The sequence below is a fragment of the Halomonas sp. E14 genome, from assembly GCF_052568415.1.
The window spans coordinates 102,148-115,036 of sequence record NZ_CP199423.1 but is presented as its reverse complement, the minus strand read 5'-3'; the positions used below and the strand labels follow the sequence as shown (position 1 = coordinate 115,036).

Here is a 12,889-nt window from a genome sequence, read left to right as displayed (position 1 = left end):
CGCCAGTCATGGCGGGGCCTCGTCGTCTCGGCGCGGGGCATCAGCCTCGTCGCGTTCGCGGCAGCAGGAAGCGGCGCACCAGGTACAGCACCAGCACGGCGGTTGCCGCCCCCAGGCTATTGGCCAGGATATCGGCCCAGTCGCCGCCGTGGCGGTCCGGCACCGGGATCTGCAGGTATTCGATGAAGATGCTGAACAGCACCACGGCGATGAAGGTGCGCCGCAAAGGCAACCCAGCCAGGCCGACCAGGCCCGCCAGGCCGGCATAGCCGACGAAGTGGTTGAACTTGTCCCAGGGCAGGTTGTTGGGCATCTCGCTGCCCGGGGTCAGGCTTCCCACCGCAATGAATACGGCAGCCAGAACGGCCAGCACCGCCCACAGGCGGTGCCGGTCGTGCCAGCGCTGGAGCCAGCCAATGTCAGGCATTGTGGTGCTGGATGGCACGGTGATAGCGCGGGCTCAGCTCGTGAAGCGCCTCCATGAAGGCGGTGACGTTGTCGGGATCGGTGAACTGGCTGATGCCGTGGCCCAGGTTGAACACATGGCCCGGGCCATTGCCGTAGCTGTCGAGGATCCGGCCCACTTCGGCACGAATGGCCGCCGGACGGGCAAACAGCACGTTGGGGTCGAGGTTGCCCTGCAGCGCCACCTTGTGGCCCACCCGCGCGCGCGCGTCGGAGAGCTCGGTGGTCCAGTCGATGCCCAGCGCATCCGGCCCGGCCAGAGCGATGTCCTCGAGCCACTGGCCACCGTTCTTGGTGAACAGGATCACCGGCACGCGCCTGCCGTCGTGCTCGCGGATCAGGCCGGCAACGATCTGCTCCATGTAGCGCAGCGAGAACTCCAGGTAGGCCGGGGTGGAGAGCGTGCCGCCCCAGGTGTCGAAGATCTGCACCGCCTGGGCGCCGGCACGGATCTGGGCGTTCAGGTAGTCGGTGACCGCGCTGGCCAGGGTGTCGAGCAGGTCGTGCATCACGCTGGGCGTGTCGTAGAGCATGGTCTTCACATGGCGGAAGTCCTTGCTCGAACTGCCCTCGACCATGTAGGTAGCCAGCGTCCAGGGGCTGCCGGAGAAACCGATCAGCGGCACCCGACCGTTGAGCTCGCGGCGAATGGTCGACACCGCCCGCATCACGTAGTCCAGGTCGCGCTCGGCGTCAGGCACCGAGAGCGCCGCCACGTCGGCAGCGGTACGCACCGGCTTCTTGAACTTGGGCCCCTCGCCGGTCTCGAAGTAGAGCCCCAGCCCCATGGCATCGGGGATGGTGAGGATATCGGAGAACAGGATGGCGGCATCCAGCGGATAGCGCTCGAGCGGCTGCAGCGTGACCTCGCAGGCGAGGTCGTGGTTGCGGCATAGGTCCATGAAGTCGCCGGCCTCGGCGCGCGTGGCGCGATACTCCGGCAGATAGCGGCCAGCCTGGCGCATCATCCACACCGGGGTGCGATCCACCGGTTGACGCATCAGGGCACGCAGAAAACGATCGTTCTTGAGATCCATGCAGGCGGTCATCCCCAGGAAATGTCGCCACATTGTAGCGCATCATTTTCCGCGAGGCTTGACCGAGGCCAAGGTCACGCCACCCTTCGACCGTGAGCCAGGCCGGGGATCCTGCTAGAATGTCGGATTCCCTTCGGCATCGCCGTGGTCTTTACCGAGGTACCCCGTGACCATTCGATTTATCGCCGCCTCTCGTCTGCCCACCCCCTGGGCCACCTTCACCATGCATGGCTTCGAGGACGAAGCCACCGGGAAGGATCACATCGCCCTCACGCTCGGCGACGTAGCCAGCGCTGAGCCGGTGCTCGGCCGGGTGCATTCGGAGTGCCTGACCGGCGATGCACTGTTCTCCATGCGCTGCGACTGCGGCTATCAGCTGCAGGAAGCGCTCAAGCGCATCGCCGACGAAGGGCGCGGCGTGCTGCTCTACCTGCGCCAGGAAGGGCGCGGCATCGGCCTGCTCAACAAGATCCGCGCCTATCACCTGCAGGATCAGGGCGCCGACACGGTGGAAGCCAACGAGCAGCTCGGCTTCGGCGCCGACCTGCGCCGCTACGATCTGTGCGTGCCGATGCTCGACCACCTGGGAGTGCGCAGCCTGCGCCTGATGACCAACAACCCGCGCAAGGTCGACGCCCTGACCCGCGCCGGCGTCACCGTGGCCGAGCGGGTGCCGCTCACCACCGGCCTCAATCCGCACAACGAGCATTACCTCTCGACCAAGGCCGGCAAGCTTGGCCACATGATGGCCCTGGGCGATTTCACCCAGGCCGGCGACGTGGACATTGAACGCAAGCCCTGAGCCAGACCCCGCCAGGGCGGCCCCGGTCGCCCTGCACTCACGCCGGGCGGGCAATGGCATACCTCTTGTGTGGTAGATCTCTTACACGACTTTCTAACCTAGGTTAATTCACGCGCCGGCCCGACGTGGCACCATACATTCATCGGGCAACGGAGAGCCCAGCAAGGAAGACCGAGCGAAGGAACGCTGCAACCCAAGGAAGCTTGAGCAGGATGCTCAAGGTTGGTGAGATACGGAAGCGTCGATGAAAAGCCCGGCCCCAGCGGCCGGGCTTTTTTGCGTCACGGCGTTTGTCCAGGCTTGTACTTCACTGCATAGGCCCAGGCAGCCAAGAGGCCTTGCGCCGAGGACGACGGTTGCGGTGAGGACGCAAAGGCGCGGATTATCCTCCCGAATGACGGCAGTTCGCTGCTTTGCCGCCGCCCGGGTGAGCTATTCTCTTGCGAGAGATGCTTGTGTGTTGCGTTCACTGTGGGTAGGGCTAGTGTGAGTTCGGCTCTAGGTTCGCCAGAATATCGCGTCTCATCGCACCTGCCCCGGCACATGCCGGGGCTTTTCTTTGCTCAGCAGTGATTTCCGGTGGGCACCCTCACCCTTGCTGGCAGACAGCCTTGCCCAACGATGGGGCACTATGCCAACGCCAGCCTGGCGCGAATCGCCGCTTCGATACCGGCAGCATCGAGACCACACTCGGTCAGCAGTTCGGCCGGCTTGCCGTGCTCGACGAAGGTGTCGGGCAGGCCCAGGTGAAGCAGTGCCGCCTGCACGCCCTCGCTGGTCAGCAGCTCGCCTACGCCGCTGCCGGCGCCTCCAGCCACCACGTTCTCCTCCAGGGTGACCAGCAGGTCGTGCTCAGCCGCCGCGGCCAGGATCGCCTCGCGATCCAGCGGTTTCACCGAGCGCATGTTGAGATGGGTGGCGTCGAGCGCTTCGGCAACGGCACCAGCCGGGCCGTTGAGGCTGCCGAACGCGAGCAGCGCCACCCGCTTGCCGGGCTCGGCGCCGCTCTTGCGGCGCCGCTCGGCCTGGCCGATTGCCAGCGGCTCGAGGTGCGCGGGTATCGCCACACCGGGGCCACTGCCGCGCGGATAGCGCACCGCGGCGGGGCCGGGGTGGTGGTAGGCGGCGCTGAGCATGGCGCGGCATTCGGCCTCGTCGGCCGGCGCCAGGATCACCATGCCGGGGACGCAGCGCAGGAAGGAGAGGTCCATGCTGCCGTGGTGAGTGGGGCCGTCCTCGCCCACCAGGCCGGCGCGGTCGATGGCGAAGGTGACATCGAGGTCCTGCACCGCCACGTCGTGGATCAGCTGGTCGTAGCCGCGCTGCAGGAAGGTGGAGTAGATCGCCACCACCGGCTTCATGCCTTCGCAGGCCATCCCGGCGGCCAGCGTCACCGCATGCTGCTCGGCGATGGCGACGTCGTAGTAGCGCTCGGGATACGCCTTGGAGAAACGGATCAGGTCGGAGCCCTCGCGCATCGCCGGGGTGATGCCGAGCAGGCGCTGGTCCACCGCCGCCATGTCGCACAGCCACTCGCCGAAGACGTTGCAGTACTTGGGTTTCTTGCTTGCCGCCACCGCCGGTGCGCGGCTGGGCGCATCGCCATTCTTTTCCAGCTTGGTGATGGCATGGTAGCCGATGGGATCGGCCTCGGCGGGCAGAAAGCCGCGCCCCTTGCGGGTCTTCACGTGCAGGAACTGCGGGCCGTCCAGGTCGCGGATGTTGCGCAGGGTCTGGATCAGGCCCGGCAGGTCGTGACCGTCAAGGGGCCCGATGTAGTTGAAGCCCATCTCCTCGAACAGCGTGGCCGGGCTGACCATGCCCTTCATGTGCTCTTCGGTACGCCGCGCCAGCTCCAGCGCCCCCGGCAGGTGCGACAGCACCCGCTTGCCCTCCTCGCGGAAGGCGAGGTACGGCTTGCTGGCAAGGATGCTGGCCAGGTAGCTGGCAATGCCGCCGACGTTCTCGGAGATCGACATCTCGTTGTCGTTGAGCACCACCAGCAGGTTGGCATCCAGGTGACCGGCATGGGCCAGCGCTTCGAAGGCCATGCCGGCGGTCAGCGCGCCGTCGCCGATCACCGCGCACACACGGCGTTTCTCGCCGCGGGCGGCGGCGGCCAGGGCCATGCCCAGCGCGGCGGAGATCGAGGTGCTGGAGTGCCCCACGCCGAAGGTGTCGTAGGCCGATTCGGCGCGGCGCGGGAAGGCGGCCAGGCCGCCATACTGGCGAATGGTGGGCATGGTCTCGCGCCGCCCGGTGAGGATCTTGTGCGGGTAGGCCTGGTGGCCCACGTCCCACACCAGCCGGTCATGCGGGGTTTCCAGCGCATGGTGCAGCGCCACGGTGAGTTCCACCACGCCCAGGCCGGCGCCGAAATGACCGCCGCTGCGCCCCACGCTGTAGAGCAGGTAGGCGCGCAGTTCATCGGCCACCTGCCGCAGCTGGGCGGTGGTCATGGCGCGCAGCGCTGCCGGGGTATCGAGCGTATCGAGCAGCGGCGTCACCGGGCGTTGGCCGGGGATTTCGTCATAAAGCTTCATGTGCGATTCGGTCGTCCAGGCTGTGTGCCATGTGGCTAGTGGTCACGCTCGATCATGTAGCGGGCCAGCGCGGCCAGCGGCGACCCCGCCTCTCCCAGCGGCGCCAGCGCCGCCAGCGCTTCGTCGGTCAGCTCGTGGGCCCGCGCCATCGCACCATCCAGTCCCAGCAGCGCGGGGTAGGTAGGCTTGTCGCGGGCGGCGTCGGCGCCGGAGGCCTTGCCAAGGGTATGGGTGTCGCCGATCACGTCGAGCACGTCGTCATGGATCTGGAAGGCCAGGCCCAGCGCCCGGGCATAGGTGTCCAGCGCCGCGACGCGGGGGTCGTGCTCCTCCACGGCCGTCAACGCCCCCAAGCGCACGGCCGCGCGAATCAGCGCGCCGGTCTTGTGGGCATGCATGTTGGCCAGGGCCTCGACGTCCGGATGGCCGCCGACGGCGGCCAGGTCCAGCGCCTGGCCCCCCACCATGCCCTCGCGCCCGGCCGCCTGGGCCAGGGTCAGCATCAGGGCCGGCAGGCGCGGGTGCGAGGCACGTGCCAGCACCTCGAAGGCGAGCGTCTGCAGCGCATCACCGGCGAGGATCGCGGTGGCTTCGTCATAGGCGCGGTGCACGGTGGGCTGGCCGCGGCGCAGGTCGTCGTCGTCCATGGCCGGCAGGTCGTCGTGCACCAGCGAGTAGGCGTGGATCAGCTCGATGGCCGCCGCCGGGGCATCGAGCGCTTCGGCGCGAGCACCCAGGGCACGCCCGGCGAGGTAGACCAGCACCGGGCGCAACCGCTTGCCGCCGACCAGCAGGGCATGGCGCATGGCCGCCTCGAGCCGGGGCACGGGCGCCTGCGAGGCATCGAACAGCCGCGCCAGGAAGGCGTCGACGCGCGCACGATCGGCGGCCAGTCCGGCCGCATAGGCGTCACTGCTCACTGTCACCCTCCGCTGTGGGTGGTGCGAAAGGCGCGAAATCGCCCTGGCCGTCGGTGCGCTCGACCAGCGTACGCACGCGTAGCTCGGCTTCGTCCAGGCGACGCTGGGCCTGGCGCGTCAGCCGCACGCCCTGCTCGAAGGCATCGAGCGAGCCTTCCAGCGTCAGCTCGCCGGACTCCAGCTGCTCCACCAGCCGCTCCAGCCGCTCGACGGTGGCGGCAAAATCGCCCTCAGTCTCCTCCCCGGCTGGGGATGCCGCCAACGCTTGCTTGTCACGCTTTACCATCCGACCTCAGCTCATCGCGCTCGTGAATGAATGGGAGGCACAGTATACACGCTCTGCCTGGCGGGGCGTCTGCCCCGGCGGTGAGCAACGTGCATCGCGCTCATCTTCGCGGCGCAGCAATTTCATCTTCGTGGGCGGCGGCTGTGGTACCCTATGCGCCCTGTTCCCGCCGGGATAGGGGAAGGAATCGGCGCCGAGCGAGGCCCGTTTCCCAATGACAGCCTGCGGCGTACCACAAGGGGTTGATTCGACCATGGCCAAAACGTCCCTGGACAAGAGCAAGATCAAGATCCTGCTGCTCGAGGGCGTCCACCAGAGCGCGGTGGACAATTTTCTGAATGCCGGTTACACCAACATCGAGCACCTGCCCACCTCGCTCGACGAGGCGTCGCTGATCGAGACGATCCGCGACGCGCACTTCATCGGCATTCGCTCCCGCACCCAGCTCACCGAGCGGGTGTTCGCCGCCGCCGAGAAACTCAACGCCGTAGGCTGCTTCTGTATCGGCACCAACCAGGTCGACCTCAAGGCGGCGCTCAGCCGCGGCATCCCGGTGTTCAACGCCCCCTACTCCAACACCCGCTCGGTGGCGGAACTGGTGCTGGCCGAGGCGATCATGCTGCTGCGCGGCATCCCCGAGAAGAACGCCCGCGCCCACCAGGGCGGCTGGATGAAGAGCGCCAAGAACTCCCATGAGGCGCGCGGCAAGACGCTGGGCATCGTCGGCTACGGCAATATCGGCGCGCAGCTCTCGGTGCTGGCCGAGTCGCTCGGCTTCAACGTCATCTTCTACGACGTGGTAACCAAGCTCGGCATGGGCAATGCCAGCCAAGTGGCCAGCCTCGAGGAACTGCTGGCGCGTGCCGACGTGGTCAGCCTGCACGTGCCGGAGCTGCCTTCCACCAAGTGGATGATCGGCAAGGAGCAGCTGGCGCTGATGAAGTCCAGCGGCATCCTGATCAACGCCTCGCGCGGTAGCGTGGTAGTGATCGAGGCGCTGGCCGAGGCGCTCCAGGCCGGCCGCCTCTACGGCGCCGCCATCGACGTTTTCCCGGTGGAGCCCAAGGGCAACGACGAGGAGTTCGTCAGCCCGCTGCGCGGCATCCCCAACGTCATCCTCACGCCCCACGTCGGCGGTTCCACCCTGGAGGCCCAGGAGAACATCGGCATCGAGGTGTCCGAGAAGCTGATCACCTACTCCGACAACGGCACCACCGTGACGGCGGTGAACTTCCCCGAGGTGGCGCTGCCGGCGCACCCCGACAAGCATCGCGTGCTGCACATCCACGACAACGTGCCGGGCGTGCTGTCGGAGATCAACCGGGTGCTCTCGGAGAGCAACATCAACATCTCCGGCCAGTACCTGCAGACCAACGACAAGGTCGGCTACGTGGTCATCGACGTGGACAAGGCCTACGGCGCCCAGGCGCTCGAGGCGCTGCGCAAGGTCGAGCACACCCTGCGCGTACGAGTGCTCTACTCCGAGACCAATTTCGAGGAGTAAGCGTCTTCTGACGCCGACGAACGCCGCGCTCCTTAAGCGCGGCGTTCCTATTTTCGGCCCCCGGACTCAGAGGCTCTTGATGTCGATCACATGCCCGATGATCGGATAGCCGGCCTTCTTGGCCGCCTTCTCGGCCTCGAGCTGCGCCTCGAGCTTGGATATGCTGGTCGAGCGGTGCTCGAAGACGGTGTCGGTCTCGAGCTTGCGGGTCCTCACCGCAAGCCGGACCAGATGGCCCGTGCGGTAGGCGTCGGCGGAGGTCTCGCCGGGACCGCGCGCCTTGACCGGCGCCTCGCGCTTGCCGGTACCGGCCGGCGCCGTCGGCAGCGGCGTCGCGGCCTTGCCAGGCTTCATGAAGGCGTCGATCTCACGCCTGACGCTGCGTTCGAACTCACTCAACTCGTCGTTCATCCATCCTCCGCTGTACACCGGGTAACCGCCCTCACGGACACTATCAGATTCGTTTCACTGGCTCACGTAACTCAGGTTAATAACGCCGGCGAGGCGCACCCGCACACCCGGCCTAGAAGCAGGTGTGCATCACCTCCATGACCTCGAGCCGCGCATCGACCAGGCAGAGCCGCCGCCACTTATCGAAGGTGAGGCAGGGGTGGGAGGCGCCGAAGGCGACGATGTCGCCCACCCGCACCCGGCCGCCGCCCATGGCCTCATCGCCCGCGGGCAGGCGCACGAAGGCGTGCTGGTCCATCAGCTTGGTCACACGCCAGCCTTCTACCGACAGCGGGCGGGCGCGCTCGTCGCCTTCACGGTAGCGCCGCAGCGGCTCCGGCAGCTGGTCGTGGGCGATGTCGCGCTTGCCCATGCCGACGATGGCAAGCCCCGGCTCGGGCAGCGAGAGCACCTGGGCGAACACCTCGAGCGCCGGCTTGAGGCCGCGCTGCAACGCCGGCTGACGGGCGAGTACTTCCCGCTGCGCCTGGCGGTAGATGCCGTGGTCGTGCACCACGTAGCAGCCGGGGCGCAGCACCGGTACGAACTGCTGGCCCAGGCGCGCCTCACGGAACACCCCGGCGATCAGGTCGTACCAGGCCGAGCCGGATGCAGTGAGCAGCGGCGCGGGATGTTCGAACAGCGCGTCGCGCTCCAGCCCCTGGGCGACCTCGACCAGCTGCCAGGCGTAGGCGCGCACCGAGCGCTCGGGGTCGTCGCCGTGCACCACGCCCTCGTAGCCTTCCAGCCCCGCCAGCACCAGCGCCTGCTCGCTGTCGATGCGCTCGGCAAGGGCCATCACCTCGTCGGTGTCGCGGCAGCCGCAGCGACCGCCCGGCATGCCGAGCTCGATCAGCACCTGAAGGCGCAGGCCGCGAGCGGAGAAATAGCGGGCCAGCTGGTCGACGTTCTCGACGCTGTCGACCACGCAGTAGAAGTCGGCGCCGGCCTCGATCAGTTCGGCGGCGATGGCCATGTTGGCCTGGCCGACCAGCTGGTTGGCCATCAGCAGCCGGCGCACGCCATGCTGGAAGGCGGCGCGGCACTGGGGCGCCGTAGCCAGGGTGATGCCCCAGGCCCCGGCGTCGAGCTGGCGGCGGAACAGCTCGGGGCACAGGGTGGTCTTGCCGTGTGGCGCCAGGCGCGCCCCCTGGGCCTCGCAAAACGCCTGCATCCAGGCCAGGTTGTGGGCCAGGGCGGGCTCGTGGATCACCGCCGCCGGCAGACTGACATCGGCCAGCAGCTGGCGGCCAGTCTGCGGCATTCCCTTGTGCAGGGCCTCGTGGTCGCTTGGTTCAGGGAATCTCTCGTACATGCGTCGCTCTCTGGGCAGGATCGGCGCCAGGCTGCGCATCGCCTTTGGTCGCAGGCGTGACGAAAAGCGGGCGCAACAGGCTAGGCTGGGGGCGGGCTCGGTTACTACAGGATACGACAATGACGACAACCGTCGATGAACGCCCGGTGATTCGTCGCGACCGGCACGGCGTGGCCACCCTGACGCTGAACCGCCCGCGCCAGTTCAATGCGCTGTCGGAAGAGGTGCTCAAGGCGCTGGGCAGCGAGCTGTCGCTGCTGGCCAACGACGACTCGGTGCGCTGCGTGGTCATCGCCGCCGAGGGACGCGCCTTCTGCGCCGGGCACGACCTCAAGGAGATGCGCGCCACCCCCGACAAGGCCTACTACCAGGCGCTATTCGCTCAGTGCGGCGAGGTGATGCAGCGCATCGTCAACCTGCCGGTGCCGGTGATCGCCCGGGTCCACGGCCTGGCCACCGCGGCCGGCTGCCAGCTGGTGGCCAGCTGCGACCTGGCGGTGGCGGCACGCTCGGCGCGCTTCGCCGTCTCGGGGATCAACGTAGGCCTGTTCTGCTCGACCCCGGCGGTGGCGCTGTCGCGCAGCATCGGCCGCAAGCAGGCCATGGAGATGCTGTTCACCGGCGAGTTCATCGATGCCGAGCAGGCGCTGGCGTGGGGCCTGGTCAACCGCGTGGCCGACGACGAGGCGCTGGACGAGACGCTGCACGCACTGACCGCCAGCCTGTGCGCCAAGAGCGCCGTGGCGCTGCGCACCGGCAAGGCGCTGTTCCAGCGCCAGCTGCAGATGCCGCTGCGCGAGGCCTACGCCCTGGCCGGCGAGACCATGGCCTGCAACATGATGGCCGAGGACGTGGCCGAGGGCATCGACGCCTTCATCGAGAAGCGCACACCCCACTGGCGCCACCGCTGACGGCCGGGCGCCGCAGCAAGCGAAATGCCGCGGGAAGCGGGGCGCTTCGGAAGGGATGGAAGGCATTTCCGTAATCGAGACAAGTCGCCGCCGAGCGGGTATCCTGTGGCAGGCCTTCCGCGGAGGGTCAGCCAGGTCAACCCAGAAGGATTACCCAGGTGAGTGAAGTCAAGCGCAGAACGGCGGGGCGCCCGCCCGGTCCCGGCAAGAGCGCCAGCGGCCACAGTCAATCGCTGGTACGCGGGCTCACGCTGCTCGAGCGTCTGGCGGCCACCCCGGGCGGCCTGGCCCTGTCGGAGCTGGCCGAGATGGTCGACCTCGCCCCTTCGACCACCCACCGGCTGCTGCAGGCGCTGCAGGGTCAGGGCTTCATCACCCAGGATGCCGAGCTTGGCGTATGGAAGGTCGACGTCAAGACCTTCCGCATCGGCAACAGCTTCCTCGAGGCGCGCGACTTCGTCGCCACCAGCCGCCCCTTCCTGCGTCGCCTGACCGCCCAGACCGGCGAGACCGCCAACCTGGGCATCCGCGACGGCGGCACCGCCGTATTCCTCGCCCAGAGCGAGTCGTCGCAGATGATGCGCATGATCACCCGGCTCGGCTCGCGGGCCCCGCTGCACGCCTCGGGCGTGGGCAAGGCGCTGATGGCCTGGCTGCCCGACGACGAATTCGATCGCGTGGTGGCCGAGCGTGGCCTGGCACGCGTCACCCGCAACACCCTGCACAGCGCCGAATCGCTGCGCCTCAACCTGGCTGAAGTGCGCCGCCAGGGCTTCGCCTGCGACCGCGAGGAGCACGCCATTGGCCTGCACTGCGTCGCCGCCTGCCTGCACGACGAACACGGCACACCGCTGGCGGCGATCTCGGTCTCCGGCCCGGTGGCGCGGATTCCCGAGGCGCGGCTGCTGGAGCTGGGCGAACTGGTGCGCGAAACCGCCGTCGAGATCACCGCCCGCCTCGGCGGCCATATGCCCGCGGCCGAGACACGCCGCACCTCGGCATGACGCCCTGGCAGCGCGGCCTGGCCGCGGCGCTGCTGCTCGCCAGCGGAGGCAGCCTGGCCGAGCCGCCGGCCCGTGCCTTTGCGCCGTCGCCGCAGGCCACGGTAACCGATGCCCAGCGCGGCCTGGTGTGGATGCGCTGCAGCCTTGGCCAGCACCTTGAACAGGAGCGCTGCCTGGGCGAGGCCGAGCGCGTCGACTGGCAGGCAGCCCAGCAGCACGCCAAGCACCAGGCCAGCCGCGACTGCCCGTGGCGGCTGCCTTATTTTCATGAGCTGCGCAGCCTCATGACGCCCCAGCCCGACGCCGACATCGCCATCGACGCCACCGCCTTTCCCGACACCCCGGCCGGCTGGTTCTGGACCCATACCAGCGCGGGCGGCCACTCCCAGCAGGACTGCTTCGTCGACTTCGCCGGCCAGGGGCGCATCCGCTGCAACATGGGCGGGCAGTTCCACCTGCGGCTGGTGCTGCCGGTCGAGCAGGCCGAGCGCTGCCTGGGCCGCGATTAGCGATACGCAACGCCGCCCAAGGCAACGCTCAGCCGTAGCAGGAAGCACGCTTCTTCCCTCGGCAGGAGGCTCCATTCTCCTAGGTTGTGGTACGCTATTTGCTGTTTTTACCCATCACCGTATCAGAATCTGAGAAACCGGCTCTGCCATGTCCTCCGCTCACGATTGCGTTGTCTCGCTTGTCGACCACTTCCAGCAGCATCACCCCATCCGCGCCGGCTCATTGATCATCACGATCTATGGCGATGCGATCGTGCCCCGCGGCGGGACGGTCTGGCTTGGCAGCCTGTCGAAGCTGGTGGAGCCGATCGGCATCAACGAGCGCCTGGTACGCACCTCCGTCTACCGGCTGACCCAGGAGAGCTGGCTGCATGGCGAGAAGGTGGGGCGACGCAGCTACTACAGCCTCAGCGGCCCGGGGCGGCGGCGCTTCGAACAAGCCTTCAAGCGGGTCTACCACGGCGCCCAACCCTCCTGGAACGGGCAGTGGACGCTGGTGCTGCTCTCGCAGCTGGATGCCGCTCGCCGCCAGAAGGTGCGCGAGGAGCTCGAATGGCTGGGCTTCGGCTATTTCGCCCAGGGGCTGCTGGCCCACCCCATCCTCAACCGCAGCGAAGCGATGGCAGCCCTGCAGGAGATGGAGGCGGCCGATGACACCATTATCATGCAGACCGAAGCCCTGGAGCCTCTCGCCAGCAAGCCGCTGCGCCGGCAGGTGAAAGAGAGCTGGAACCTGGAGAGCCTGGCCGAGAACTACCAGAGCTTCCTGGCCCAGTTCCGTCCCCTATGGAAGGCGCTGGATGAAGACAACCACCTGGGCGACGAAGCCTGCTTCATTGCCCGCACGCTGCTGATTCACGAATACCGCAAGGTCCAGCTGCGCGACCCCCAGCTGCCCGACGAGCTGCTGCCGACCGCCTGGGAAGGGCGCAACGCCTATCAGCTATGCCGCAACATCTATCGCACCATCTACCGGCGCGCGGAGCGCTGGCTCGACCAGCACCTGGAGACGGCCGAAGGCCCCCTGCCGGCACCGGGCCCCAGCTTCTACCAGCGCTTCGGTGGCCTGGAGTAAGGCTCGGTGTACCAGGCGAAGACGCCCCCGGCAACGAGCCGAGGGCGTTATAAGCGTCACGCGATTCG

General features: G+C 68.0%; 13 protein-coding genes. 6 read left to right on the top strand and 7 right to left on the bottom strand.

What is annotated here, in order from left to right; all coding sequences use genetic code 11:
* Window positions 1-40: 40 nt before the first annotated feature.
* Together ACT7B3_RS00535 and hemE are read right to left on the bottom strand one after the other, a co-directional pair.
* On the bottom strand, window positions 41-427 hold the full coding sequence (locus tag ACT7B3_RS00535; RefSeq protein WP_444678788.1) for a VanZ family protein: 387 nt from the start codon (window positions 425-427) through the stop codon (window positions 41-43).
* A complete protein-coding gene (gene hemE / locus ACT7B3_RS00530; RefSeq protein WP_444679412.1) occupies window positions 420-1,502 on the bottom strand; it encodes a uroporphyrinogen decarboxylase in 1,083 nt (360 codons plus the stop codon). The genes ACT7B3_RS00535 and hemE overlap by 8 nt, the downstream gene beginning before the upstream one ends.
* 166 nt (window positions 1,503-1,668) lie before the next feature.
* Between hemE and ribA the strand changes: the two genes are divergently transcribed.
* On the top strand, window positions 1,669-2,304 hold the full coding sequence (gene ribA / locus ACT7B3_RS00525) for a GTP cyclohydrolase II (protein WP_445156510.1): 636 nt from the start codon (window positions 1,669-1,671) through the stop codon (window positions 2,302-2,304).
* 629 nt (window positions 2,305-2,933) lie between these two features.
* Here ribA and dxs read toward each other — a convergent pair.
* From dxs to xseB, 3 genes are read right to left on the bottom strand one after another with little or no spacing between them, the layout of a single operon-like run.
* Entirely contained in the window at window positions 2,934-4,847 is a 1,914-nt protein-coding gene (gene dxs, locus ACT7B3_RS00520) for a 1-deoxy-D-xylulose-5-phosphate synthase (RefSeq protein ID WP_445156509.1), read from the bottom strand.
* A gap of 35 nt (window positions 4,848-4,882) precedes the next feature.
* Entirely contained in the window at window positions 4,883-5,767 is an 885-nt protein-coding gene (gene ispA / locus ACT7B3_RS00515) for a (2E,6E)-farnesyl diphosphate synthase (RefSeq protein WP_445156508.1), read from the bottom strand.
* Window positions 5,757-6,053 carry an exodeoxyribonuclease VII small subunit gene (xseB, locus tag ACT7B3_RS00510; protein ID WP_444678790.1) on the bottom strand — a complete coding sequence of 99 codons (297 nt, stop codon included), beginning with the start codon at window positions 6,051-6,053 and terminating at the stop codon, window positions 5,757-5,759. Before xseB ends, ispA begins: the two co-directional genes overlap by 11 nt.
* Before the next feature lie 253 nt (window positions 6,054-6,306).
* Here xseB and serA point away from each other — a divergent pair, with 253 nt between their 5' ends.
* Window positions 6,307-7,557: a phosphoglycerate dehydrogenase gene (gene serA / locus ACT7B3_RS00505; RefSeq protein WP_444678791.1), complete on the top strand. Its 1,251-nt coding sequence runs from the start codon at window positions 6,307-6,309 to the stop codon at window positions 7,555-7,557.
* 66 nt (window positions 7,558-7,623) lie between these two features.
* Here serA and ACT7B3_RS00500 read toward each other — a convergent pair whose 3' ends face one another.
* Entirely contained in the window at window positions 7,624-7,968 is a 345-nt protein-coding gene (locus ACT7B3_RS00500) for a hypothetical protein (protein WP_445156507.1), read from the bottom strand.
* A 112-nt stretch (window positions 7,969-8,080) separates the two neighbouring features.
* Window positions 8,081-9,322 carry an amino acid deaminase gene (locus ACT7B3_RS00495; protein WP_445156506.1) on the bottom strand — a complete coding sequence of 414 codons (1,242 nt, stop codon included), beginning with the start codon at window positions 9,320-9,322 and terminating at the stop codon, window positions 8,081-8,083.
* Between the two features lie 119 nt (window positions 9,323-9,441).
* Here ACT7B3_RS00495 and ACT7B3_RS00490 point away from each other — a divergent pair, with 119 nt between their 5' ends.
* From ACT7B3_RS00490 to paaX, 4 genes are all read left to right on the top strand, one after another.
* On the top strand, window positions 9,442-10,233 hold the full coding sequence (locus ACT7B3_RS00490) for an enoyl-CoA hydratase (protein WP_445156505.1): 792 nt from the start codon (window positions 9,442-9,444) through the stop codon (window positions 10,231-10,233).
* A gap of 158 nt (window positions 10,234-10,391) precedes the next feature.
* A complete protein-coding gene (locus ACT7B3_RS00485; protein ID WP_445156504.1) occupies window positions 10,392-11,237 on the top strand; it encodes an IclR family transcriptional regulator domain-containing protein in 846 nt (281 codons plus the stop codon).
* The gene (locus ACT7B3_RS00480) at window positions 11,234-11,746 is read left to right on the top strand and encodes an Lcl C-terminal domain-containing protein (protein WP_445156503.1); all 513 of its coding nucleotides are present in this window, start codon (window positions 11,234-11,236) and stop codon (window positions 11,744-11,746) included. Before ACT7B3_RS00485 ends, ACT7B3_RS00480 begins: the two co-directional genes overlap by 4 nt.
* Window positions 11,747-11,894: 148 nt before the next feature.
* Window positions 11,895-12,821 (top strand): phenylacetic acid degradation operon negative regulatory protein PaaX, encoded by a 927-nt coding sequence (paaX, locus tag ACT7B3_RS00475; protein ID WP_445156502.1) that lies wholly within the window; start codon window positions 11,895-11,897, stop codon window positions 12,819-12,821.
* The last annotated feature ends 68 nt before the right edge of the window (window positions 12,822-12,889 follow it).

Coding starts and splice junctions, on each gene's coding strand:
- ACT7B3_RS00535 (WP_444678788.1), bottom strand. CDS start 427: ATGCCTGACATTGGCTGGCTCCAGCGCTGGCACGACCGGCACCGCCTG.
- hemE (WP_444679412.1), bottom strand. CDS start 1,502: ATGGATCTCAAGAACGATCGTTTTCTGCGTGCCCTGATGCGTCAACCG.
- dxs (WP_445156509.1), bottom strand. CDS start 4,847: ATGAAGCTTTATGACGAAATCCCCGGCCAACGCCCGGTGACGCCGCTG.
- xseB (WP_444678790.1), bottom strand. CDS start 6,053: ATGGTAAAGCGTGACAAGCAAGCGTTGGCGGCATCCCCAGCCGGGGAG.
- serA (WP_444678791.1), top strand. CDS start 6,307: ATGGCCAAAACGTCCCTGGACAAGAGCAAGATCAAGATCCTGCTGCTC.
- ACT7B3_RS00500 (WP_445156507.1), bottom strand. CDS start 7,968: ATGAACGACGAGTTGAGTGAGTTCGAACGCAGCGTCAGGCGTGAGATC.
- ACT7B3_RS00495 (WP_445156506.1), bottom strand. CDS start 9,322: ATGTACGAGAGATTCCCTGAACCAAGCGACCACGAGGCCCTGCACAAG.
- ACT7B3_RS00490 (WP_445156505.1), top strand. CDS start 9,442: ATGACGACAACCGTCGATGAACGCCCGGTGATTCGTCGCGACCGGCAC.
- ACT7B3_RS00480 (WP_445156503.1), top strand. CDS start 11,234: ATGACGCCCTGGCAGCGCGGCCTGGCCGCGGCGCTGCTGCTCGCCAGC.
- paaX (WP_445156502.1), top strand. CDS start 11,895: ATGTCCTCCGCTCACGATTGCGTTGTCTCGCTTGTCGACCACTTCCAG.